Source organism: Maribacter sp. BPC-D8 (genome assembly GCF_035207705.1).
Lineage (GTDB): Bacteria > Bacteroidota > Bacteroidia > Flavobacteriales > Flavobacteriaceae > Maribacter.
This window is the reverse complement of record NZ_CP128187.1, coordinates 485,249-511,364: the sequence shown is the minus strand read 5'-3', so window position 1 is coordinate 511,364 and position 26,116 is coordinate 485,249. Positions and strand designations below refer to the sequence as shown.

At 34.6% G+C, this 26,116-nt stretch carries 17 protein-coding genes and 1 tRNA gene; 12 read left to right on the top strand and 6 right to left on the bottom strand.

The genetic code is table 11. The features are described from left to right. Positions 1–49 precede the first annotated feature (49 nt). Positions 50–490 carry a hypothetical protein gene (locus tag QSV08_RS02110; protein WP_324026148.1) on the bottom strand — a complete coding sequence of 147 codons (441 nt, stop codon included), beginning with the start codon at positions 488–490 and terminating at the stop codon, positions 50–52. A gap of 276 nt (positions 491–766) precedes the next feature. Between QSV08_RS02110 and QSV08_RS02105 the strand changes: the two genes are divergently transcribed. The 9 genes from QSV08_RS02105 (at position 767) to QSV08_RS02065 (ending at position 15,603) form a co-directional block, all read left to right on the top strand. After that, positions 767–1,225: a hypothetical protein gene (locus tag QSV08_RS02105; RefSeq protein WP_324026146.1), complete on the top strand. Its 459-nt coding sequence runs from the start codon at positions 767–769 to the stop codon at positions 1,223–1,225. A 41-nt stretch (positions 1,226–1,266) separates the two neighbouring features. Beyond that, positions 1,267–2,076 (top strand): universal stress protein, encoded by an 810-nt coding sequence (locus tag QSV08_RS02100; protein ID WP_324026144.1) that lies wholly within the window; start codon positions 1,267–1,269, stop codon positions 2,074–2,076. A gap of 15 nt (positions 2,077–2,091) precedes the next feature. Continuing rightward, positions 2,092–2,307: a hypothetical protein gene (locus QSV08_RS02095; RefSeq protein ID WP_324026142.1), complete on the top strand. Its 216-nt coding sequence runs from the start codon at positions 2,092–2,094 to the stop codon at positions 2,305–2,307. A gap of 93 nt (positions 2,308–2,400) precedes the next feature. After that, positions 2,401–4,083, top strand: a complete 1,683-nt coding sequence (locus QSV08_RS02090) for an ABC1 kinase family protein (RefSeq protein ID WP_324026140.1) — start codon at positions 2,401–2,403, stop codon at positions 4,081–4,083. Positions 4,084–4,094: 11 nt separating this feature from the next. Then, the gene (locus QSV08_RS02085; RefSeq protein WP_324026138.1) at positions 4,095–5,366 is read left to right on the top strand and encodes an MgtC/SapB family protein; all 1,272 of its coding nucleotides are present in this window, start codon (positions 4,095–4,097) and stop codon (positions 5,364–5,366) included. Positions 5,367–5,612: 246 nt separating this feature from the next. Beyond that, positions 5,613–7,433 carry an AAA family ATPase gene (locus QSV08_RS02080; protein ID WP_324026137.1) on the top strand — a complete coding sequence of 607 codons (1,821 nt, stop codon included), beginning with the start codon at positions 5,613–5,615 and terminating at the stop codon, positions 7,431–7,433. Positions 7,434–7,438: 5 nt separating this feature from the next. Further along, positions 7,439–8,068, top strand: coding sequence for a 4Fe-4S single cluster domain-containing protein (locus QSV08_RS02075; protein ID WP_324026135.1), 630 nt, complete (start codon positions 7,439–7,441; stop codon positions 8,066–8,068). 3 nt (positions 8,069–8,071) lie between these two features. Further along, complete coding sequence (locus QSV08_RS02070; RefSeq protein ID WP_324026133.1) at positions 8,072–14,263, top strand: protein kinase domain-containing protein; 6,192 nt, start codon at positions 8,072–8,074, stop codon at positions 14,261–14,263. Continuing rightward, entirely contained in the window at positions 14,263–15,603 is a 1,341-nt protein-coding gene (locus tag QSV08_RS02065; protein WP_324026131.1) for a hypothetical protein, read from the top strand. The genes QSV08_RS02070 and QSV08_RS02065 overlap by 1 nt, the downstream gene beginning before the upstream one ends. 160 nt (positions 15,604–15,763) lie before the next feature. Here the strand turns inward: QSV08_RS02065 and QSV08_RS02060 are convergent, their stop codons facing one another. Together QSV08_RS02060 and QSV08_RS02055 are read right to left on the bottom strand one after the other, a co-directional pair. Further along, complete coding sequence (locus QSV08_RS02060) at positions 15,764–19,201, bottom strand: VIT domain-containing protein (protein ID WP_324026129.1); 3,438 nt, start codon at positions 19,199–19,201, stop codon at positions 15,764–15,766. An 86-nt stretch (positions 19,202–19,287) separates the two neighbouring features. Further along, complete coding sequence (locus tag QSV08_RS02055; RefSeq protein ID WP_324026128.1) at positions 19,288–20,310, bottom strand: helix-turn-helix transcriptional regulator; 1,023 nt, start codon at positions 20,308–20,310, stop codon at positions 19,288–19,290. Positions 20,311–20,402: 92 nt separating this feature from the next. On the opposite strand from QSV08_RS02055, the gene QSV08_RS02050 reads away from it, so the two are divergent. From QSV08_RS02050 to QSV08_RS02040, 3 genes are all read left to right on the top strand, one after another. Next, positions 20,403–21,140, top strand: coding sequence for a nucleotidyltransferase domain-containing protein (locus QSV08_RS02050; protein ID WP_324026126.1), 738 nt, complete (start codon positions 20,403–20,405; stop codon positions 21,138–21,140). Continuing rightward, a complete protein-coding gene (locus tag QSV08_RS02045; RefSeq protein WP_324026124.1) occupies positions 21,137–22,189 on the top strand; it encodes a DNA polymerase beta superfamily protein in 1,053 nt (350 codons plus the stop codon). Before QSV08_RS02050 ends, QSV08_RS02045 begins: the two co-directional genes overlap by 4 nt. Positions 22,190–22,320: 131 nt before the next feature. Further along, entirely contained in the window at positions 22,321–23,715 is a 1,395-nt protein-coding gene (locus tag QSV08_RS02040) for an RtcB family protein (RefSeq protein WP_324026122.1), read from the top strand. Positions 23,716–23,872: 157 nt separating this feature from the next. Here the strand turns inward: QSV08_RS02040 and QSV08_RS02035 are convergent, their stop codons facing one another. The 3 genes from QSV08_RS02035 to QSV08_RS02025 form a co-directional block, all read right to left on the bottom strand. After that, positions 23,873–25,027 carry a glycoside hydrolase family 5 protein gene (locus QSV08_RS02035; protein ID WP_324026120.1) on the bottom strand — a complete coding sequence of 385 codons (1,155 nt, stop codon included), beginning with the start codon at positions 25,025–25,027 and terminating at the stop codon, positions 23,873–23,875. A 174-nt stretch (positions 25,028–25,201) separates the two neighbouring features. After that, on the bottom strand, positions 25,202–25,585 hold the full coding sequence (locus QSV08_RS02030) for a VOC family protein (RefSeq protein ID WP_324026117.1): 384 nt from the start codon (positions 25,583–25,585) through the stop codon (positions 25,202–25,204). 366 nt (positions 25,586–25,951) lie between these two features. Then, positions 25,952–26,028: transfer RNA gene (locus QSV08_RS02025), tRNA-Pro, on the bottom strand. Positions 26,029–26,116 lie beyond the last annotated feature (88 nt).

Below are 26,116 nucleotides of genomic sequence, written 5' to 3'. Positions count from 1 at the left end.
GATTTTAAAGCATAAAAAAACCGAGATTTTCATCTCGGTTTTTTCTATATTATTTTAAAGCTTTTTTAAGTTTTGCCTTTTTACTTTTCAGTCTTTTAACCGAGGTACTTAATTTGCTTTTTATCTTTTTGATTTTACTTTTCTTTGCGTCTTTCTTTTTAGCTTTCTTCAACTTACTCTTTAAATCATCAACTTTTTTAGCTGATTTTTTAATTTTTTTAATTGCTACTTTCATCTTTTTACTTAATTTAAAATTACTTGACTTAATCTGCTTTTTAATTTCCTTCTTCTTTTTGGAAATGTCCTTTTTGTTCGATTTCTCTTTTTTTGGATCTTCAGTAGGTACCTCTGCAACGAAATCTGCTTCTATATCTGCTTCTAGATTCTCTATAGCATCAACAATTGTTGCACCTTGCTCTTGTACTACCGTACTTTCTTGTGATAATGGTTGTTCATCCGCTAACACATTATTATTATTTTCTAAAACCATTATATTCTTTATTAATTATATTCTAAAATTAACATTAAACCTATAGTAAGCAAATTCTAATAGATGATTTGTGTTAGAACTCCGCTCTTATACAAAATGCCTAGCGTATTTTAAATTGAAACATTAAGATGGTCTTGTACTTTTATATAATACTAATTAATGTTATGCTAATAAATATAACGTAACAATCATGCTAGCTCTGACCATTCATGATTTTGGTCATGTATTTTCAACCCTTGAGGTGATAACTTTATACTTTAATTAAAATGTGTAGACATGAGCAATTTTAGAAATAGACCAAAAGACAATTATATTCATGAAGCTGACTGGAAATCGCTATTCGTATTAACCGAACATTGGAAATCAGATATGGCTTTCTATAATGAAGACTTAAAGTTTTTACATCATTTAATAGATAAATACTTTATGTGGATTTCTAAGAAAGATAATATCGATATGGTACGCGAAATTGAAGTAAGCCTTATTGATACAGATAAAAAATGTGATACACTGGTTAAAAGAATTGACACGCACTTACATCACTTAGCTGAGTTAATAGATAACCCTTTTGCATACGATTCTCACACTTTTAGAACTGAACATGAGCAACTTGAAGATGACCTTACACTGTTCGTAAAACAATTTAGAGCAAACCGTAAAGAAGTTTTCGCTATCACCGAACATGTTATTGATGGTGAAGAAATGGTAAGACGATTAGGTATTACCAGAGCATAAAAAATAAACTATTTACGTATTAAACTCAAAGCTTTTCAACTATGAAAAAAGTTATTATCCCTACCGATTTTTCTTTAAATGCGCTAAAGGCAATTGATTACGCTCTTGAGCTTTTTAAAAATGAGGCATGTACTTTTTACATTCTTCATGGTTATCATAATGCGCCTTCATCAGAAATGTCTAAATCTGCTACTCAAAAATCTTTAGATCTTTTGGTTAAAAGTTTAGAGTTGCAAACTGCTGATCAAGAGTTCTATTTTGAAGGTATTTTAAAAACGGAATCTGTTTTGAATTTAACGAACCAATCTCAAAACATCATAAATGCCGATTTTGTTATTATTGGCACAAGGGGCGCATCTACCTTTAGTCAGATTTTTATTGGCAGCAATGCGTTAGACCTTATTGAGCATCTAGAAAATTCTGCTTTGATTATTGTTCCACCAGAATATGAGAACTCTAGTTCAAAAGAAATTGTATTGGCAACCGATTATAAACATACGTTTACAAATGCCGAGTTATCTCCTCTTTTAAAAATGGTTAACTTAAAAGAAACTACATTAAATATTGCGCATGTTAAAACTGAAGAAACTTTAAGCGATGAACAAAAATCGAACAAAGAATTATTGAAAATTGAATTGAAAGCAACTAAACATCATTTTTTTGAAATTGAGCTTCAAGACAATGTGGCTTATACACTTCATCAAATTGAAAAAGAAAACCAGCGTATTGACACCATGGTAATTTTAAAAACCAAACATGGCTTTTTCAAACAACTCTTAAGAGAAAATATCATTAAAAATCTAAGTGCTAAAACAAAAATTCCGTTATTAGTTTTACCACAAGTCAATTAATTAAAATACACAACTATGAAGCAATTACATAAAGTCTTAAATGAAATTACAGAACTTACTACGAATATTGAAACCAACTATCCGGAACTTTATCGTTCGTTAGACGAAAACCCAATGACCTTACCTGTCAGTCAACATCCACATATGGACAAGGTTGTTATGCAAGAATATTTAGAAAGCTTAAAACAAATGCTAGGTCATTATTTAGAAGAGCATAAAAGTTCTAAGTAGCAGTATAAAAATGCTATGCTAACGCTTGGGTCAATTTTTATTCTTACTTTATATTTTAAAAAAAATCAACAGACCGTAATAGACCAATACTAAATGGCCATATTAAGAATTCCAACTCAAAAAGAAATAAAGCGGTACGCTACCCTATTCAATGTACTGGTTAAATACGGTTTTGAAGATGTGTTATCGCATAGCCCCATTCTTAAAATAATTCCGAAAAAATATTTAGAAAAACATCCGGAAACGAAAACAAATCTTTCCTTTTCTAAATACGAACGCATAAGAATGGTGTTGGAGGAATTAGGACCTACCTATATAAAACTAGGGCAGATTTTTAGTACTCGTGAAGATATGTTACCGCTTGAGCTAATAGCTGAACTAGAAAAGTTACAAGATCATGTACCCAAACTTAAAGACTTCGATGTTTTAACTACTGTTGAAGAAGAATTAGGTATTGAAAAGTTCAAGTATTTTGCTACCATTGAATTAGAGCCATTAGCGGCTGCATCATTAGCACAGGTACATCGAGCGCAGCTCATAAATGGTGAAGAGGTAATTTTAAAAATTCAAAGACCAAATATCACCGAGATTATTGAAGCCGACCTTATGGTCATGAAACAGGTTGCAGATAGTCTTGAGAAATATAGCACACAGGCACAAGCTTATCAGCCGATTCGTATTATAGAATCTTTTGAACGCAGTATAAAAGAAGAACTTCAGTTTGCAAGAGAAATAGACAACACCGAACGTTTTGCCCAAAATTTTGCGGGTAATGAGTTTATTCATGTTCCAGAAGTCTATAAAGAACTTTCTACAGATAAAATTATTTGTATGGAGTTTATAGATGGTATTAAGGTTTCTAATGTAGAAGCACTTATTGCCGCTAACATAGACCCAAAAGCGGTTGCAAAAATTGGGGTGGATCTTTATATAGAACAAATATTAGATTTTGGTTTTTTTCATGCAGACCCGCATCCTGGTAACATTTTTATACTTCCGCAAAGTGGAAAAGTATGCTTTTTAGATTTCGGAATGATGGGTACTATTCTACCCAACGAAAAAGAATCTATAAATGATTTATTACTCTATTTTTTAAGTAAAGACGTCAAAAAAATAATCACTTTACTAGAGAAAATCGCCATTAGAACGAACATACCCGATTATAAAAAACTAGAACAAGACCTTTATCAATTATTGGAAGGTATTAGCAATACTGCTATTCAAAACATTAAACTTGGCGATACCTTATCGCAGTTTAAAATTGTGTTATACGAGAATAAAATTATAATTCCGCACTACCTATACATGCTCATAAGAGGTATTGTTCTTATTGAAGGTGTCGGTCTTAAACTTGATCCCGAATTTAATATCACCAAAAATCTAGAACCGTATACAGCAAAGATTTTACGAAAGAGATTTAGCTTAAAAAATCTGTTTAAGAAGAATCTAAACCGTTTAAAAGATATCAATGCCTTAGCAGATACCCTACCCGATGATATAAACACCATCGTAAAAAAAATAAAAGATGGCAAGTTAGAAATTATACACGAACACAAGGGTCTTAAAGAATTTCAGACTGCTACGAGTAAGGCTGTAAATCGTTTGGTTTTCGCCGTAATCATCGCTGCACTTTCAATAGGTTCATCATTATTGGTTATGGCAAAAATGCCACCGTTAATAAATGGTATTCCCCTTTTGGGTGCTATTGGGTTTGTACTTTCTGCTATTTTAGGTTTTTATATTATCATTTCTATCTTCAGAAATGATCAATTTTAAACGGTAAGTAAATGGATGAAGTTGATAAAATAATAAAAGTATTAGACCCTTATATTTTAGGGGTGCTTATTAGTTTGGGCATTGGTCTTATTCTCGGACTTGAGCGAGAATATAACAACCTAAAAGAAGATAAGGGGTTTGCCGGTATACGCGCTTTCCCAATTGTAGCCATTTTAGGTTTTACACTCGGTAGCCTCACCGAAACATACTCTACCTGGTTGCCAATTATTGGTTTAGGTGCCTTCATTTTCTTTTTAGGCTTCAATCATTTATATAAAGAGACTGTTGAGTATGAACGAAGCTTTACCACCAACATAGCTTTAATTGCTACGCTAATATTGGGCTTAATGGTTTCTGCTGAACATTATAGAAATGCAGTTGCTACGGCCGTTATTATTGTGACCTTACTTTCGCTAAAGACTCGTTTTCATACCGTTATTAGAAACATTACTTCTGACGAGCTTTTTGCATTGATAAAATTTTCTATTATCGCTTTATTGATCTTACCCTTTTTACCCAATAAAAATTTTGGTCCTAATGAATTGATTAATCCGTTTGAGATTGGATCTATCATTGTCATTGTATCTTTCTTAAACTTCATTGGTTATTTTCTGGTCAAATTTGTAGGCTCTAAAAAGGGAATTCTATTAACCGCAATTCTTGGCGGACTCATTTCAAGTACAGCTGTAACTTGGAGCTATGCATCTCGTAGCATTGAATCTCCAGAACTGTCAAGAAAATATGCCGCCGGTATTATCATTGCTTCGGCAATTATGTTTCCACGACTCGCATTATTGACCTTTATATTTAATAGTGAGCTGTTCATGTACGTTGCCATACCTTTTGCGGTATTCTCTGCTATATGCCTTGTTGTATCTCTTATTTTAATAAAAGAGGACACCAATAAACCAGACACCAATATTAATCTTGGCAACCCAATGAACCTGCTTAATGCCATTGGGTTCGGTGTTATTTATGTTGCTATTCTTTTTGCTGTATTTTACAGCAATCAATTCTTTGGAGAAAGCGGATTATATTATTCAGCGCTAATTGCTGGTTTGGCAGATACCGATGCTATTACTATTAGCCTAGCAAAATTAGCTACGGACACAGAAAAAATAAAACTTGCATCGTCCGTAATTGTTACCGCTGTCATGAGTAATATGCTTGTTAAATTAGGTATTACGGTATTTAAAGGTTCTAAAGTCGCTGGAAAATTAGTGGGCTATACTTTTGCAGGTATTATTGTAATTGGCGTTTTATATGCTGTGATTGCTAATTAGGCAATTTAATTCCAACCATAATTATCTGCCATTGATATAAAGTAATCTCAAATTTTATTAGTGTTATTTTATTCCTAATAGTGTAACCTAAATACTACATCACACAAACTATTTTCAAATAGAATCAATTATATTTGAGTACCCAAAATGTAGTTTTAAAATGCTTTCTATTTAAAATATTAAACAACTGGTATCGTTCAATTAAAAGCTACTACAAAGCTTTATAAATATTCAAGTCCAAAATAAATGAAAGACACCAAAGTGAGATGGCTGCAAGACTTAAGACGTTTTGTTACCCTTAAAAGTCAATTTATACTTTCTGGCAACACAAAAGATTTACAACTCATCGATAATGGTCATGGTGGTTTTAGCTGGCATAGGTTAGAAAATGCTATTGATATTGAGCTTAAAAGTCTTGGGTATACCGAGGTTGTTTATTACAATCCGTTAGACGGCTTTGACATACCTTTTTTTACGGGAGATGCTGATGAAAAGAAAGCGTTATTCAATAAACTAAATATACCACTGAGCAGCCCTTCTAGTTTCAATAATCTAGAGACTTTTAACAGTGTGCTTCAATCGATAGTCGGTTTTAAAGAAAGCCCGATTGCATTGATAGTAGATTTTGCGTCGCAACTGCTTATGAATCCAGAAAGTCTGGTTAAAGCGGAGCACGATACCTTTAGTCTAGCAAACGTACTATCGCAAACCACAAATACAATACCTCACGGCAATCCGCCTTCTGCATTTTATAACACGGTAATTTGGATTGTAGATAAAGAAGGTGATCTACCAGATTGGATGGTTGTCAATAACCCGAAAATACGTCACATCCCTATAGAAAAACCAGACCATATTGTACGCAGGCGACTTGTAGATACGCTTATACAAGGCTTTGGCAAACAAGAAGAGGATTTAGATAGAATTGTCACTGATTTTGTGAATGAAACAGAAGGTCTATTGTTGTTAGATCTTGTTGCAATTATAGAACTTACAAGAGCAGAGTCTATACCTATTACTCATATTGCCGATGCCGTTCGTAGATATAAAGTTGGGGTTACAGAAGATCCTTGGATCAACATTGACCGAGAGAAAATTGTACAGGGAGAAACCTTCATAAAAACCCGTGTAAAAGGTCAAGATCATTCGGTGCAACATATTATGGATATTGTTAAAAGAGCTATCACCGGTGTAGGCTCTTCTAAACGCAATAGTCGACCTAGAGGTGTTGTATTTTTAGCCGGACCAACAGGTGTTGGTAAAACAGAACTGGCAAAAACACTTACTAGCTTGCTTTTTGGGGATGAGAACGCATACATACGTTTTGATATGTCTGAGTTTAGCGCAGAGCATTCTGATCAGCGACTTTTAGGCGCACCTCCTGGGTATGTAGGTTATGATGTTGGTGGCGAGCTTACCAACGCAGTACGCGAAAAACCTTTTAGTGTACTTCTATTTGATGAAATTGAAAAAGCGCATCCTCGTATATTAGATAAGTTTCTTCAGATTCTTGATGATGGAGTTTTAACCAGCGGTCGTGGCGATAAGGTATATTTTTCAGAAACGCTTATCATCTTTACTTCTAACCTTGGTATTTATAAGAAAACAGCTACTGGTGGTCGCATAGCGCATACTTCTTATGAAGAACCTTTTGAAACCATTCAAGAAAAAATTAAATATGAAATAGAGAACTATTTCAAGTTTGAATTGAACCGACCAGAACTTCTAAATCGTATTGGCGATAATATTATCGTTTTTGACTACATCAGACCTCATGTAGGCGAGTTGATTTTTGATATGATGTTAAATGGGCATTTAAAAGCGATTCAAAAGCAACTCAATATTACCTTAGATTTAGATGATACTGTAAAAACCAGTCTGAAAGAATTAGCCTTAAAAGACTTAAGTAATGGTGGTCGAGGTATTCGAAATAAAATAGAATATCACTTTATCACCCCTATTTCTCGATCCCTTTTTAGTCTTGACCCTGCGCCTAATGATGTCTTGAAAGCTACTACTATTACGGTAGATAATACAGGTACGACTATCACGTTACAAAAACAATAATCGCTATGGATATACATATATCTCGTATGCATTATCCTGTAACAACCTTAGGACCCGGAAAACGCATAGGCATTTGGTTACAAGGTTGTTCTATACACTGCGAAGGTTGTATTTCTATGGATACTTGGCAGTTTAATATCAACAAAGTATCGATCAACGAGTTAAAGCAGGTTTTAAATACTTGGTTACCACAATGTGACGGAATTACCATTTCTGGCGGAGAACCTTTTGACCAAGAAAATGCATTATTAGAACTGCTTGAATTCTTAAATTCTTATAACAAGAACATATTGGTTTACAGCGGATATTCTTTTGATGGTTTGAAGGATAAAAAACTTGTTCAAAGCGGATTAATAGATGTTTTAATTTCTGAACCATATGACCATACAGCAAGTCAGACAAAACGACTTCTCGGTAGCGATAATCAAAAAGTACATTTTTTAACTTCGTTGGGTAAAAGCGAATTTGCTACTTATTTAGAACAACCGTTAGAAAAAGAACTGGACATTCATATTACCCCAGAAACTGTTTGGATGGCTGGAATACCTATCAACGGAATGAAAGAAATTGCTCAAGCAAGTAAAGAAAATAATGTAACCTTATCGCACAGTCAAGCAGTGACTAAAAATAAATAATTTATGGAATTTGTAAGAGTTTGTCCTGCTTGCCAAAGTGAACGCCCCGTTCAAGAAATGTACTGCCAAAATACGGTCAACGATGCTACGTGTAGTTGGCTGTTAATGAATGTTACGCAAACACCTAAAGGTGGTAAAATAGAAATTAAAAACACCACTATAGTCAACATAGCACGGCACTGTACGAACGGACACGAAGTGCAGCCAAACGACTTTATGTGTATGGAATGTGGTGCAGATATAGAAACAGTATCCACACCTCAAAAAAATACAGATGCTAAGCGAATAGACGAATATCAGATTGTAAAAACTGTTAAGACACAACGCACGACCAAAGAGTGCTATGTCGTTAAAGACGGTGCAGATAAAAAATATTTTCTCACCCTATATTTCGAAAACAGTGAGCCAGACAAGGGCATTTATAAGGTATTGGACAAAATGGATACCGACCATGTTGCAACACTGATAAAAACGGGTACTTGGAACGGACGATTTTTTGAGGTTTCAGAGCGTATCGCAGGCGGCTCTTTAGATAAATTAGGGTACTTAGAATTAGACAAGATCGAAAAGTTGGTAGATGAGATTGGTCGTGCTATACACGACCTTTCTGAAGCAGGCATACGACACCGCGATATTTGCCCCACTAATATACTCTTGAGAAATTCAGATAGTTTTGATCTTGTAATTATAGATTTTAGTTCGGCTCGTTTGTCTGATTATGACCTTGATACCGACACACCTATAGAACTTACTAGATATACTGCCCCAGAAGCGATTATTGGTGGTATTAGTCCCGCTTCAGATTGGTGGAGTCTTGGTATGATTGTTTTGGAACACATTACAAAAGGGACTTTCTTTGAAAACATCAACGATAAAGCTTTTATGATTCATTTAATCACTAGAGGTGTTGATATTCCAACTTCTATTGATGCTCGCATATTACTTTTACTTAGAGGTCTTTTAAGTCGAGATCCTGTTAAACGTTGGAATTGGGAGCAGGTTAATAAATGGCTTAAAAAAGAAGAAGTCGAAGCTCCTATTGAACATCATACAACTACCACACAAAAAGAAAAGAAAATCGAGCTTGGCTCAGAAAGCTATACTAATGTAGCATTCTTTGCACTTGCCGCTGCCGAAGAAGCGCACTGGGAAGAAGGGCTCTCGCTATTTAACTCTGGTTCGCTTGCCAGCTGGGTAAATGAAGTACTTGGTAATCATGAAAAAGCTGCTGCTGTACGCAATCTTCGTAATAAAGAAGATATACCTTTAGAATGGTGCTACCCCCTAGCCTTAATGGTCTTAAATGAAGCTTTGCCATTAACGTGGCGCGGACAAATTGTGATTCCCGCTTGGCTTATGGGAAACACAAAAGAAGCCATCAATCTTGTGGAAGGTAACGTGCCAGATTATTTGGCAAGTATACAGCGCGAAAAGTGGCTTGTACAACTCAAAGAAAGAAAAGTAAACATTGCTCGAAAGGCAAAAAACCAAGGTATACAATTAGATAATGACAAATTTCTAATCTACAGCCTAAGTTCGTCGAGGGTAAAACTTAAGTCTGAATTAGATTTCTTACGACGTCTCTACCCCGATGCACATAACGCCGGACTCTCTGATGTTATGAGTAACCTTCGGGTAAGAGAAGAAGATATGATTCTCGTACTAAGTGCCACTCGAGATCAGTTTATAACACTAGAGGCCCTTTTAAAGAAAACCATAAAACTTGCTAATAAGCATGATCTAGAGCTCAACATTCCTTTTTATGACGCATGCTTGGTAAAGTATCGCTTAGAAATATTTGAGATGCTTAATAATCATTTAGAAGGTTTTTCTAGATGTAATAATGAAGCGCTTGATCGCTGGGCAGATCGTTTTAGAATTGAAAAACGATTACCCATAATACCTTCGGTACTGTGTCTTTCTATACCCAAGAATCAATGGATCGCCCCACCAAAACATGAATACGGCTCCAGCTTGTTACGACATTTTGAAAAAAAGGTTGTTTACGCTTCTTCTAGAGGACCACTTGTAAGATTAATTATATCAAAACATTCAGCACGTATTGATGTAGATGAACTCGGCACAAGCTTAAAATCATCTAAAAAACTCGTACAAAGTATTCTTAAAAGGTCTACAGGGTCAGAAAATGTAGATCCAATAGCTTTCAATAAAAATACCCTTTTAGCACGACGAACACGACGAATGCTACTAAAAGCTGCCAATTTTAAACGAGATACAGGTTTAGATTCCCTATTCATGGGATTTCCCTTTTTAGTCTCTCAACAGAAAATGACACACAGGCCTCGCTTAATGCCTATACTGTTATGGCCAGTTGCTCTTGACCTTAGTTCAAGAGGTACAACATCACTCAAAATAGGTTTTGATTATGCACAAGGTGAAATAAGACTCAACCCTGCGCTGGCAAATTCATTAGATTCGGATAGTTATAAAAAAATAGAAAAAATTAGTCGCGAGATTCTAGGGAGACAATCGCTACAAATAAATGAAATTATCGACGCTTTTAGTGCATGTTTTCCTGCGAAAACAAATGAACTCTCCGCACACCCTAGTGTTAATTTCAATAGAGATGAAATTGGAACAGAGCTGCACCCATCTGCGGTATTTTTTAATGCAAATTTTACGGGTCAAGCTATTAGTGAAGACTTACGTCTTTTACAAAAATTACCGCACACAGGTTCGTCAATGGAACCTATTTTAAAAATTTCTGAACCTGAAATAACTACCCAAGTAGAAGATAGTACCGAAAATGGTCGTTATACCACAATGGCAATTGATCCTTCTCAAGATAATGCTGTTCTAAAAAGTAGATCAGCGCCAGGTATCGTTATAGAAGGTCCACCAGGTACGGGTAAAAGTCAAACCATTGTCAATATTATTTCAGATTGTATTGGTCGAAACGAAAAGGTGTTGGTCATTTCTCAAAAGAGAGCTGCAATACAAGTTATTTTAAAAAGATTACAGGCAGTAGGCTTAGATAAAAGAGCTTTGCTTATCACCGATTTAATACGAGATCGCCAACCGATTATACAAGGTATACGAGAACAAATAGCACATTATTATTCTCAACCCTATAATCAACACACCTTAGATAATCTTATACAAAAGCGCGAGGATCTAGGAAAAAAGATAGATCGAATTGAAGCAAATCTTGATGTATTATCTCATCAAATTCATCTTGTAGACGATACTTCGGGGTTGAGCTACAGAAATGTATTATCAGAATTGATTGCTATTACTTCGAAGGAATACCTAGAAGTACCTGAACTGAGAATGCTTTTTGAAAATAGCACTAGAGACAAGCTTAACATACATATTGAAGAAATAAGTAGCTTAATAACAGATTGGGTACCCTCTAAGTATGAAGGCAATAATCTTCAAAATCTTCAGGTAACTTCGTTTGATAGTACTACCGAAACAGTATTAACCAAAGACCTTAATACGTTCTATGAAACAGAAAAAACGCGTGTAGATTTTATAAAAGAGTCTACCGGAAAACTAGACACCGTTAATGCCGAACATTATAGTCAATGGTTAGCTTCACATAAAAATGTGTTGATAAACGTATCAAAATCGCAAGCTTCTCAAAGTAGACTTTGGCTAGATCTTCTTTATGATGAATTTGATAACCGCTCTATTGGTGAAGATATTCATGACAAGCTTAATCAATTATTAGAACAAGTAGAACAGCTTATTTCTAACTATAAAGATGATCGATTTGCTCATTATTTCGATACGTTAGACGATGATAAAGTATTGAAATTAAATAAGGCGTGTACTAGTTATTTAAGTACTTCTGGCCTTAAAATTATTAATCCTTTTTACTGGATTCATAAAGCTCAAGTTAAAAAAGTAACGAATGAGCATCACCTTCAATTAAATGATAATACTGTTAGGGAATTACAAACTGCAGTAAACCTAGAAAATAATTTTAGAGCCTATCGCAATGAATATGCTCAAAATCTTGTAAAATTAAAGACTAATTCTCTCGTCATAAATGAACCGAGACGATTGGCTGTAGATATAAAATCAACTACTCGAGATTTATCACAAGCAACTTCACTAGTAAGTACGTTACGTAGCTGCCCTGCAAAAGATGAGGCAAGAGCAATACTTGAAACGGGGGATGAAAATGCCTATGAAGAGTTTTCTATTGCATTAGAAAATGCAAGCACACGCCATCAAAACAGACAAAAATCTCTAGAGAAGTTACAGGTGCTTAAAAAATGGTTGACGCCTAATGCGGTCTCTAATTTCAATCATGCTATAGATCATAATTACAGAGACTTAGACCCTATTACATCGATCATTGCTGATATGGCTGATTTTGTCGCCTATCAAAAATTTAGAATACGTTTTAACGATAGTCCCGCTCAAAATGAACTGATTGAAATCTTTGCTATTCTTAGAAATTATGAACTAGAATTATCTGGTTTTTCTAAAGAAAAATGGGCTGCTGTTATAGGTACTTCGCTTCATCGTGAAGGATTATTGGCTTGGAAGCAGCGTATAGAAAAAACGTATCCGTCAATGCTTATGGCAGAGAGTGAAGTGGTAAATAAGATTGGTGATTTAGAAAAAAATCTAAAATCGATGAAAACGCTCAATCGAAATATTCTAGCACTTAACTTCAATTTTGATAACATAGAATCGCAATCTGCATGGAATGGCATCACAAGATTGAGAGGTAAGAATTATAAAAAACTCCGTGAATTTATTACAGAAGGTGAACCATTAGGATTGCTTGAACTGAGACCAGTATGGCTTATGAATCCTGAGGTAGTTTCTCAAGCATTACCCTTACAGTCTGGTATGTTCGATGTTGTAATTTTTGACGAGGCATCGCAAATGTTAGTAGACCACGCAATACCTTCATTATATAGAGGTAAACGGGTAATTATTAGCGGAGACGAAAAACAAATGCCTCCGACAGGCTTTTTTACCAAGAAGATAGAAGATGACGATGATGACACAGATCAGTCAGAGCTTGACGAAGACCACTCTGAAGAAGAGCTTGTAAATTATGAAGATGCGTGGAATAAAAAAGAGGTAAAAGATAGTCCGGATCTGCTTTCTTTGGCAAAAACAGTCTTGCCTACCACTACCCTACAAATACATTATCGTTCGCAATACAAGGCTCTTATCAATTATTCTAATTACGCGTTCTATGATGGTATGTTACATATTCCTGCCTATCATCCGAAGGAAGAAATTACCGCTGTAAAACCTATAGAAGTACTTCGTGTTGATGGAATTTATGACGAACAGACCAATAAAGACGAAGCCGATACATTAATTGCTTATTTAGCTAAACATTGGACACTTCCTGAAGAAGAAAGGCTGAGTACAGGTATTGTTACCTTTAATAAAAAGCAAGCAGAACTTATTGAAGATATTATCGAACAACATGCGGCAGATGATCTTACATTCGGTCGAGCCCTTACCATTGCTCGCAATAAGCAGCAAGATGGAGAAGATATGGGCTTCTTTGTTAAAAATGTAGAAAACGTTCAAGGTGATGAGCGAGATATGATTTTGTTCAGTACCACTTTTGGTATAAATACCTTAGGTTCGTTTCGTAGAAATTTTGGGGCGTTAGGTCATCGCGGTGGCGAACGTCGACTTAATGTAGCCATCACTAGAGCTCGAAACAAAGTGGTTATTGCAACCTCAATGCCTACGCAAGCAATATCTGATATTTTATCTACAGGAAGGTTAGCCTCTAAACCTAGAGATTATATACAAACGTATCTCAATTATGCAGAAATACATTCTAATAATCAGATTGAGATGGCTACCAAAACCTTACGCCTTTTATCTACTAGCGATCAACAGCAAATAGCTAAAATCAGAAATGACGGATTTAAAAATATCGTTAAAGCCTATGTTGAGAGTTTGGGTTATGAGACGGTAGAAGACAGTGATAATTCTGTTTTCTATATGGATCTTGCCATTAAAGATAAACAACAAGGCCATTTTGTATTAGGTATAGAATGTGACGCACCTTATAATACGCTTTTAAAACAGGCTCGTTATAGAGAATTATGGCGCCCAAAAGTATTAAAGAGATCGATTCCACATATACATCGAACGACATCATATCAGTGGCTTGAGAATACTCAAGAGGAACAATTAAAACTCAAAAACGCCATAGAAATGGCACTAATACAACATTAATGAGCGGACCTAAAGTAGTACGTATTGTTACACCACAAGAACGACAAATTATAAAAGACCGATGGCTTACTCTATTGAAAAAAGCTCTCGCACGAACCGAAGACTACGCTCAAAACAATAATCTATTAGATAAAGATTTGGAGAAAGGCTTGGCAGATACCTATGCACATTTTGCAAATTTAACTATCGATGATTACTTGCAAATTGAACAAGAAGTACCTCAGCAAATTGAATACTTAAACACTGAACTAAAGAAATTACAAAAAAAGGTAGCTAGCGAGCGTACCACAGATTGGGACAGTTTTAAACACCTAAAGAGCACCCATAACGAGTTGAAAGCACTATCAATAGAAAATAATATTGCTATTGAACCTTTTAATGCTCCGAGTATTATTACAAAAAGTCACCTTGCCACATATAAATCGCAAATAGATAATTTATACGAACTGCTGCAAAAATCAATTTCTAAGATTGACGAGTTATCTGAAGAACAATTAGAAATGCAGCAACGTTTGTCTAAAGGCGATAGTATGCTATCAGTTTCTGCATGGAAAGCAAAGTTACCGGGAACCAAGTCACGCTTGAAAAAACTAGAAGATACCCTAAAGGAAATGTATGTTCATGAGATGTCTCAAGAAAAAATACAAGCATTAATAGATCGTTGTGCCTTACTTGATTCAAGCGAAGCAAACTACGAGGTTCAATTAGATTCTCTAATCATTGACGCTGCAGACTTTACTAAAAATGAACTTGCACTTAGAGAAGCTCGAGAAGATTTAAGTAATAGCTTATTACTCATAGAAACGCTAGGCAAAGACTTTAAATTTATGGCACAGTGGAGAGAGAAACTCGAAAATTCGTCTCTTATAGATTTGTTAGAAACCGCTGTAAAAGCTCGCGAATTTTATAAGAATACTTCAGAAAACCGTATCGCCGAAGCAAGAAGAAAAGCAATAAAATCTGCCCTTGAAAAAGCGGGCTATACCATAAACGAAACAATGCAAACGGCATGGGTAGAAGATGGTCGCCTGGTCGTAAAAAAGGAATCAAATTCACTTTACGGTGTCGAAATTATGAATCCAACAAACCTCAGCCGAATACAAGCGCGTGTTGTAGCTGATGAAAACCGCAGTAACGAAAGGTCGCCGAGTCTTGATAAAAATGAAGAAGAAACATGGTGCGATAACATTGACCATATAAGAACCTTATTGGCTGATGAAGATCTTGAAATCATTATTGATAAGATGGAAGAACCTGGGGCTATCGCCCTTAAAGAAGTAGCACTAAATAGTGGTTATGCTGCGCGTACCCAAAGCACTGAGAAGAAACGACGGAATTAAAGTATTAGTCATATCATAAATCTATGTTTCTTAAAGCAACACAACTGAGTGTTTGAATAATGAGCTTAAATAATTAAACCACTGTTAATCTTTTACTTAACAGTGGTTTTTTATTTACTATAACATGAAAAATTGAATAAAATTTAGTTTAATTGAAATCTCAAAACCTTAAAGTACCTACCTCAAGTTCATCTTTTTCTTTATCAAGTCTTACTACAGTTGTTTTACGCTCTTCATTTGGTTTGCCATAATTGGTAAACATGGTAACTTTTAACACAGTTGGGCCTGAAATTTTCTGAACGTCATCAGCATAATAATCTACTAAAATTTTATATTCGCCTTTAACAGCATCTTTCAACATAAATTCTTCTGGACCATAGCCTTCTGTCATATCTTCAGACATATGCCCACCTATATTCGTTTCTTGATTTGAGTAATATGCTTTTTCATCTTTAGGATCAACAACCCATAAATCTATGTCTGTATCATTATGGTTCCAGTCAATCACAATTCTTACATCTGTATCAAGAGGTTTAAATTTCTCTTTCTCTTCTTTTTTTAATTTTAGTTTGTCACCATATTTATGTACAAGTCTACTTAGTTCAACATATGCAATTTGCTCTATTCCATTAAAGCGTTCATCCTCATCTTTTTCTAATAAATCGCCATTATATAATTCAAATAATAAATCATAAGCTTTTTGAATTTCGCCCAATTGCTCATAAGCCAAAGCCAAATCTCTGTAAGATTGTGGTTCTTCTGGTCTTAATTCTAAAACTTTTTTATAAACCACTACTGCTAAATCGTATTGATCGAAGTACTCAAGTTTGTAGCCCAGCGCTTTCATTAATTCATGATTACTTAATTCAATTTCCATTAAATTGGTTAAAATTCTAATTGCAATAGCTGATTTTTCTTTGCGCTCAAAAAAGTCAGATACATCAAGGTAAAAAGAGGGACTATTAGAATATTCATCTCTAATTTCTAAATACTTACTATAGGCTAATTCTGCATTCGGTTCTTTTTCTAAAATCTTAATATAGGGCGTATCAGGATTCCAAGATTTAAGGTCTATCTGATCACTTATTTCTTGATTAAATTTTTCAATTGCTTCAGGGTTAGTTTCCAAGCCTTTCTTTGTCGTTATAATTACTACTCCATTTGAAGCTCTAGCTCCGTAAATAGAAGCAGCATTTAATGCTTTTAGAACCTGCATACCATCAATATCTTCTGGTTTTAGTTCCTCCATCGGGTTCTTTGAAACAATTTGACCATCGACAACATAAAGCGGACTACTATTAGCTGAAACTGAATTGATACCTCTAACTGTAATATTAGAGTCTGAACCTGGCTCACCTGAAGTTTGTGTAACCTCTACCCCTGCTACCTTGCCTTGTAAAGCTTGAGAACTAATTGAAGCAACAGAAGCTGTCATTTCTCTTTTTATTTCTGCACCATATCCAACAATAACAACTTCATCTAAAGCTTCTGAACTTTCGTCTAATGAAATAGAAATATTATTAGAATCATTAACTGTTTGGGAAAAAGAATTAAAACCTATATATGATATTTCTAGCTCATCATTTTCTTCTGCGTTGATACTAAAATTACCATCAAAATCTGTTGTCACCCCATTAGTTGTTCCTGCCACAACTATAGCTACTGCTGGTAGCGGCGACCCATCTTGATCTACAACAGTACCTGTAATTATTCTTTTCGTCGAATCAATAGCTATTATACTAGAGTTTAGAGTTGGACTCACCGTATTTTCAACTACCTCAATCGTGTCTGCAGTAATAGTATTTGTTACTATACTAGAACTATCATTATTGGCTGTTTCTTCATTATTTTGCTTAATATTCTTTTTGGGATACTTGGTTGAATACCAATTTAAAATTTTATCATAATTACTGAATAAATCTTCTTTTCTATCATTTAATCGCTCAAGATGATATGCTTCATCTTCTTCTAAATCTCTAATTAGTTCTTTGTATTCAGCTTTCAATTCTTGGGGTGGCTCAATACGATACTTTGCATAATCTTCAACTCTATCTAAAATCAACATTGAAGTATAATCTGTTACTAAATAATGACTCTTTGCAAGCGAAATTATCTCTTCTCTATTTTCATCTTTATTACTACTTAAATGCTTTAGCTTTTGATTAGCCCATAGTCGTTTTACTACCTCATCAGTTTTGTTTTTATTAATCTGAAGTTTAATGCGCTCCGTTACTTTTCCACTATATCCAAATAACAATTCTATAGTACTGTTTTTTGAAAATCTACCAGAAATAGTAAAATCTTCTGATACGTTTGTTTTCTTATTTGGAAATACTTCCCAGATATCATTATTCTGCTGGTATCCTAAAAATTGAAATGTCTCGTGTTTTAAAATGTTTAAGGCTTCGGTTTGTGGCAACCTAACCAGATTAATATAACTACCACCAGATACTGTAGCTACTTCTCTCAACAGTTCATGATTTGCAGAAGTAGTAGAGTTGATTGTATAAATTGAGCCATTATTAGTACTAGCATAATCTCCGAGATTAGCCAAACCATCTGTAAACAACAGTGTTTCGCCCGAATTTTTTGCTAACGACTTAGAAAAATCCATACATGTACCACCATCATAAACAGCATCTTTTAATGCTTCTTTTAATCCATCCCAATTACCATTTTCTACTTTATAAATTTTAGTTTGAACTATTGAATTACTAAAAGAAATATAATTCACCTCGACGTTTCTTAGGTAATCAAAATATTCACCAAGTATGGCTATTTCTTTTTCTACATTTCTATTTCTTAATGAATACGAAGTATCCCAAAGCAAGGTGATTTTCTTAGGCTTTTGCTTCAGCCTAGTGTTTGGTTTAAGTGTTTTATTTATATAAAAATAGTCTTGAAAACTCAATAGTGTTTCTGCATTACCAGTACTTGATAATTCTACTAAAACTGGTGAGTTTGGTCTATAATTCTGTTTCACTAAAGATGCCGTAAAACCATCATTACTTTCCTTAAAAAAGAAATTTGCAACATCACTTTTTATTTTAGGTAGTTTTCCCTCATTCAATACGTTCATTTGTATTGAAAAATTATCCAATGTAGCCTTCATACCTAAAGGCAATTCATAAATTTGACGTTGATTTAATGTTGTTAATTCTTGCTCAAAAGTCAAAACAATATGCTTATACTTTTTGGGTAAAATCGGATAAATTCTTGCCTTGTAATTATTGCCTTCTGTTTTTTCTAACAGACCCGGATCTATGTTTTGCCTTATTGTACTTTCAAAGGCAACACGAGCCAATTCTTTTTCTACAATAACTGCTTCGCGAAGTTTGTCATTAACATCCATCGCAAATTTAGAAACGGACTGCCCCTCCCCTAACGGAAATACCAATTCACCTTCTAAGGTTCTATCTAATTCGTTATAGAATTTCATATCATACGTAGTCGTAGCAAAATTGCCGATGATGGTCACATCAATTTTTAGACTAGTCAGTTTTAATCTGCTAGAGTCTTTTAGTACTATTTCAAGAGACTCTTGGGCAAAAAACTGTGTACATATAAATAGAGAAATTAGTAAAATTAGCTTTTTCATGATTGGTAGTTTTATGGTTTTGATAAAAGTCTACATATACTACGAGATATGAAATGCAAACTGAGTGAACAGGTCATTTGAATGAGTTAAGATGGCTCAATATCGTATAACTTCTTTGCTCTATTGACTCGTAGAGCAATACGCTTAATTAATCGTTCAGGTTGCAAAACCTTCATAGCTTCTCCGTAGCCCAGTATAATTCGTTCTAACTCAAAATTCAATTTGACCTTAATACCTATAACTATGCTACCGTCTTCATTTATTTCTTCAATACATTGCGAATGATGCAAAGGTTTTGTTTCTACGTATGGTGCGTGCCTTTGATGTACCCACAATTTTACATTACCTGCTCTTTCTCCTTGGTTTACGGTAACGCCAATAACATTTTTATAAAACTCATCTGCATTAAAATCTTCTTGAATATAAGGCTCAACAAAATTATAATCAACACTTTTAATACGGTCTAGAGCTAGATTAACAATCCCTCTAGATTTTGCCCCTTTACCAATTAGAAACCATCGATTATTGAATTCTTTTAATAATATAGGATGAAATTGAATCAACCCAGACTGCTTTGCTTTAAATGATTGATACTCTAATTTTAGCACTATTTTTTTCTGAATTGCTTGGTAAAGTTCATCTAACCAATGAAGTCCTTTTAAATTCTCGTTCTTATCTAAATGAATGATTGAAGCTTGATGTGTTTTTTCTGTGTAGACCTTATCTTCTAGACGTTGAATAATACCCCCTAATTCAGAAAATAATGAAAAGTCTTTAAACTGTTTTAGCATTTCTACAGTCTCAGAAAGTACGTTTATATCATTTTCTGTTATAGGAATATCAGTAATGGAATACTCATCCTCTTCGTACTTGTAATATTTTTTATCGTAAACTTTTATCGGTGCATTATAACCCAACTTATCACTTCGCATTAATTGAATATCCATTTGCACGGTACGCTTGCTTACATTGATTTCACGCCCTTCATATTCATACAAGGCATCTGAACAAGCTTCGATTAAATCATCTAATGTCCATTGACGGTATGTATTCTGAAGACATTTATCAATGGTTTTATAACGGATAAGTGCATTTTTATTGATTGCCATTCGGATTCATTTTTAATAAAAATAACACATCGATCCTTACTACGCAAAATAACTGCGTAGTACATTGTCATATTTGTATCATAATTAGAGAAATGATGATACACAAACTAAACAATTTAGCAAAAGATAAAAAAGTAGATATCCTTTTTGCTTGCGAATCAGGAAGCAGAGCTTGGGGATTTGCATCACCAGATAGCGACTACGATGTTCGATTTGTTTACACTCATCCTTTAGACTGGTATCTATCTGTTTCAGAAAAAAAGGATACTATCGATATCATGGATGGTGATTTTGACACTGTTGGTTGGGAACTTAGAAAGAAGCTCCGTCTTCTTAAAAAGTCAAACGTACCTGCTTTAGAGCATCTATTTTCTCCTATAACTTATATTGAGGAAAGTGAATCTATAAAAGAACTTAGAACCATAGCTGAAGATTGCTTTTCTTCAATAGCTTGTATGTACCATTATTTAAGTATGAGCAAAAAATATGAAGAAAAACTAACGGATGAAAAAGTAAAACTAAAGAGTTTATTTTATGCATTACGAACAGCTTTGGCGGGTAAATGGATACTGGAACATAATACAATGCCACCAGTTGTTTTTAGTAAAATGCTATCTCTGGTTAAAAAGGATGAAGAGGATGAAATAAGAAATTTGATGGCTATTAAATCAGAGAATAACGAAAGTTATCTACATTCTAGAAATGAAAAGGTCATAGAACTCATAACAAGAGTCATTTGTACTAACGAGAAGTATGCAAAATCACTTTCTGGCGGAAAACCTGATACGGATAGAATAGATAGTTTTTTATATAAAACCTTGACCAAATGAAAACAATAGAAGAACTAAAAGCTTCAGGAAATATCATATTTGAATGTATAAGCGGTAGTAGAGCATACGGACTCGCTACCCCTACCTCGGATACGGATATTCGTGGAGTTTTTATATTGCCAAAAGAAAAGTACTATTCATTAGAATATGTGGGTCAAATAAATAACGAGACGAATGATATTGTTTATTATGAGCTCAAGAAATTCATGGAACTTCTTTCAAAAAACAATCCTAATATTCTTGAACTCTTAAGTGTTCCTGAAGATTGTATTCTTTCAAAGAATCCATTATTTGATACAATTAAATCTAAATACTTTCTTTCAAAATTGTGTAAAGACACTTTTGCAAACTATGCATTTACTCAAATAAAAAAGGCTAGAGGGTTGAAGAAAAAAATAGTAAACCCTGTAGAAAAAGAACGTAAATCTGTTACTGATTTTTGCTTTGTTCGAAAAGAAAAACGTGCCGTGCTTTTGAACACCTTTTTAGAAAATGAAGGTTTGGAAGTAGCCCATTTCGGTTTGACTAAAATAAGCCACATGAAAGACTGTTACAATCTATTCTATAATCCTTCTATGAAATATAGTGGTGTTGCCAGAGAAAATGCTAATGAAGTATGCCTAAGTTCTATTCCTAAATCAGAGGTGCCAGTTGCTGTTCTATACTTTAATAGAGATGGGTATTCATCTTATTGCAAAAAATATAAAGAATATTGGTCTTGGGTAGAAAAAAGAAATGATGATCGATACAAAAGCAATATCTCACATAGTAAAAACTACGATGCAAAAAATATGATGCATACTTTTCGATTATTACATATGGCAAAAGAAATAGGTGCAGAAGGTAAAATCAATGTTAAAAGAACAGACAGAGACTTTCTTTTGTCCATAAAAAATGCAGAATTCGAATATAAAGAATTGGTTGAAAGGGCAGAAAAGTTAAGATTGGAGTTAGACGATATTTATGAAAAATCTAGTCTGATGGAAAGACCTGACCTGGATACGGTTAACAAGTTATTAGTAGAAATAAGAGAACAATTCTATAAATAATTCAACTACGCAAAATAATTGCGCACATGAGTCGCAAGTTTGTACCAGAATCATAAAGAAGACGAGTTAAACAGTCTTCATGTAGCGCTCTGCTGAACGAATGGAGTCGGCAGAGCTAATTAAAAGAAATTATGAAAAATACAGTAAACATCACAGGAAAAGAATTAATCGATTTAGGTTTTCGATCAGGAAAATGGTTTCCAGAAGCCATAGAATACATTAACGCAAACCAGTTAGAAGGAGAAGCTATGAACGCGTTCTTAGAGCAATATCGTTTACCACCTATGATCAACCTGTATTCTAACGCTAAAGAATTCGCAATAAATATAAAAGCCGAAAATGAATTGGAAGAGACCAATGTGACAAAAGTAGTCGACTCCATGAAAGTTTTAATGCGCACACCTACGGTAGTTAATGGCGCGGTTATGCCAGATGCATGCCCTACGGGACCATTAGGTACAATTCCCGTTGGTGGTGTTGTAGTAGCAAAGAATGCTATACACCCAGGTATGCATAGTGCAGATATTTGTTGCTCGGTAATGTTAACCGATTTCGGAAAAATGGATCCAAAACTGGTTTTAGACGCTGCGTATTCAATTACGCATTTTGGACCAGGTGGCAGACCACGTGGAAAACAATTTCAATTGACTGAAGAATTATCAGCAGAGTTTAAAGCCAATAAGCTATTGAATGCACCTAAAGATATAAGCCTTGCAATAGAACATTTAGGTACTCAAGGTGATGGCAATCACTTCTTATTTGTTGGTATTTCAGAAAAAACTGGTAATACTATGATGATTACGCATCACGGATCAAGAGCTCCAGGAGCTAGGTTATATAAAAAAGGAATGCACATCGCTGAACGGTTTAGAAAAGATTTATGTCCTGCTGCGTTAAAACAAAATGCTTGGATCCCTTTCGAAACTGAAGAAGGGCAATTGTACTGGAGTGCTTTACAGACGATAAGAAAATGGACCAAGTTAAACCATGAATGTATTCACAACGCTACATTAGATGTATTGGCAATGCAAGCTGAAGACAGATATTGGAATGAGCATAACTTTGTTTTCAAAGACGGAGATTTGTTTTACCATGCCAAAGGCGCAACTCCGTTGGATGCTAAATTTATGCCTGATATTTCCGGACCAAGATTAATACCTTTGAATATGGCAGAACCTGTTTTAATTGTGGAAGGTAAAACAACAGGAAACAACTTAGGTTTTGCCCCACACGGTGCAGGTAGAAATATGAGCCGTACCCAGCACAAAAGAAACAATGCAGATTTTACGAAAGAAGCCTTGTTCGATTTGGAAACTGAAGGTTTAGATGTACGTTTCTTTTCTAAGGAGATTGATATTTCCGAATTGCCTAGTGCCTATAAAAATGCTCAAACGGTTCGATCTCAAATGGAAGAATACGGTTTAGGAGAGATAATTGATAAAGTAATGCCTTATGGTTGCATTATGGCTGGAGATTTTCAGATTAATGCGCCTTGGAGGAAGAAACGTAGAGAGAAAACAGAATGATTAAATAATCAATAAGTTCAACATACCGCTAAACCCTTATTTTAATATCGAAATGAAAACCAAAGCTTTTCATTTCGATATTTTTTATGGAATTAATATTAGATGTAGTATTTACTTAAGTACTTCAAAAATTATTGAAAATATTAATTTTCACTCATCACTTCGTAGCATCAACAATAGCATCTGCAATTTTGGGGTAAACCCATTCGAGGGTATTTCTATTGAAGATGCCGAATTCATCAGCATTACCGTTATCCCACCAAATGGGACAAATACCGCGTTCAGCACATAACTTCGCATAATATTCGGCATGAGCCAAACGATCACCCTCATTATTAGAAAAAGTAGAACCCCATTCACCCATAACTACTGCCCTACCTTCGGTCTCGAACTTATTTTGAATGGTGTTAAATTCTTGTGTTAACTGTGCCTTATCTGCGTCTGTACCCCAAGTTGGGTCAGTACCCGCTAAAGAAAATAAATAAGGGGAATAACTATGAATAGATACAATTACATTTTCGTCATTATTAGGAACTAGATAATCTGCTAAGACATTGTCTCCAGTGCCGGCAGCATAAGTAGAAACCATAATTTTTCTAGTTGCATTATTACCTCCTGTAGCACGAATTGCATCAACACCAACTTGGTGGTATTGGTTTACAACATCTCGACCTTCGACGGTGCCTCCCTCCCATTCCTCTGGAGAACCTTCATGACGTGGTTCATTTAAGGTTTCAAAAATCACATAATCTCCATACGGTTTAAACCTGTTTGCTATCTGTGTCCAGGTTTTTGTCAATCTATCTTTTACAGCTGGTGCATTATCATAAATAGGTATGATCCATTCATCATCATGATGAATATTAATAATTACGTACATGTCGTTACTTAATGCGAAATTTGCAATATTTTCTACCCTGTCTAACCAATCAGATTCTAATATATAATCTGGTCCAGAACCTGTATGGTATCTCCATGTTACGGGTAATCGCAACGTTTTAAATCCTTTTGCAGCAACCGCATCAATCATTGCCTTAGTGGTTAAAGGATTTCCCCATGCTGTCTTATCTACATCTTCAGTGTCTAAAGTATTCCCCAAGTTCCAACCAGAACCCATGTCCAACACAAATTCTTTCGGAGAGATATCTCGCATAGCTCCATTAATAACTTCATTTGGTATAACATCGTTTTCAGTTACTTGAATGTTGTCTGTACTTTCTGAAGGACTATTATTTACTTGATTTTCTGAACTAGAGCATCCAATTAGAATAGTGATACTTAAAAGAATTAAAAACGGGGAAATATTTTTCATATGCGCCTACTTATTAAAAAAGTGAATTAGCTGAGCGTAGTACGCAGGCGAGGAAATTTTTGATTTCCATCTGCCTGCCATAAGGCAGGTCTGCCAATGTAGCTAAGCTTTTTGTTTTGCTTTATTTTTTATAGGTTGTATCCTAAATTCGGTTTTCCGTTCCTATTAGTCTATTTACTTAAAATCCAAGATTTGTTTTTCAAATTTTGAACTATCTTTAAATGCACATAAATTACCATCAGGGTCTCGGAACTTTGCAATTGTACCCCAAGAATGTTCTTGATAGTCCACTTCTATATTATTCGAAGCCAACTTATCCGCAAATATTTTTACGTTTGGGACATTCATCCGCAAACACATTTTCGCCCGTTCCTTTAATTTTTTTTGTCCATTATATTCATCATCCAATTCAACCATCAAATATGCTTGTCCAAATTCATAACAAGTTAGATTTTTACTCTCAAACATTTTTTTGAGACCTAGAATATTTTCATAAAATTCCACACAACTTTTGTATTTAAGAGTATATAATATTATTCCAGTTCGGTCAAATTCCATTAGATGATTTAATCTTTATAGTTAGTCTACAATAACGGAATATAAGCAATTAGGAAATAAAATACTATTCAAGGCAAATACTCCCTTTTTAAGGCTTTCATGAATTAAAAAAGGATTTACATGATCCTAATAAACCCTCGTTGCAAATAGCAAAATGAAGGCTAACGCCTTCTCACTTTTTTGATTCCAATCGTTTACATAAGCGAGACAAAAGGATTTTGATAATCCTAATAAACCCTCGGTGCAAATGACAAAGTGAAGGCTAACGCCTTCTCACTTTTTTGATTCCAATCGTTTACAAAAACTATGTTTTTGACACTTTTGTAATCAAAAAAGTGAACCATTCACATGGTTCACTTTATCGCTTGGTCGGGATGACAGGATTTGAACCTGCGACCACTCGACCCCCAGCCGAGTGCGCTACCGGACTGCGCTACATCCCGAAATTTAAATGGAAACAAATCTCCATAAATATTACATAGTTTTTCAACACCTTAAAATGAACTGTAGTGCAGTTTATCATGAGCGAAG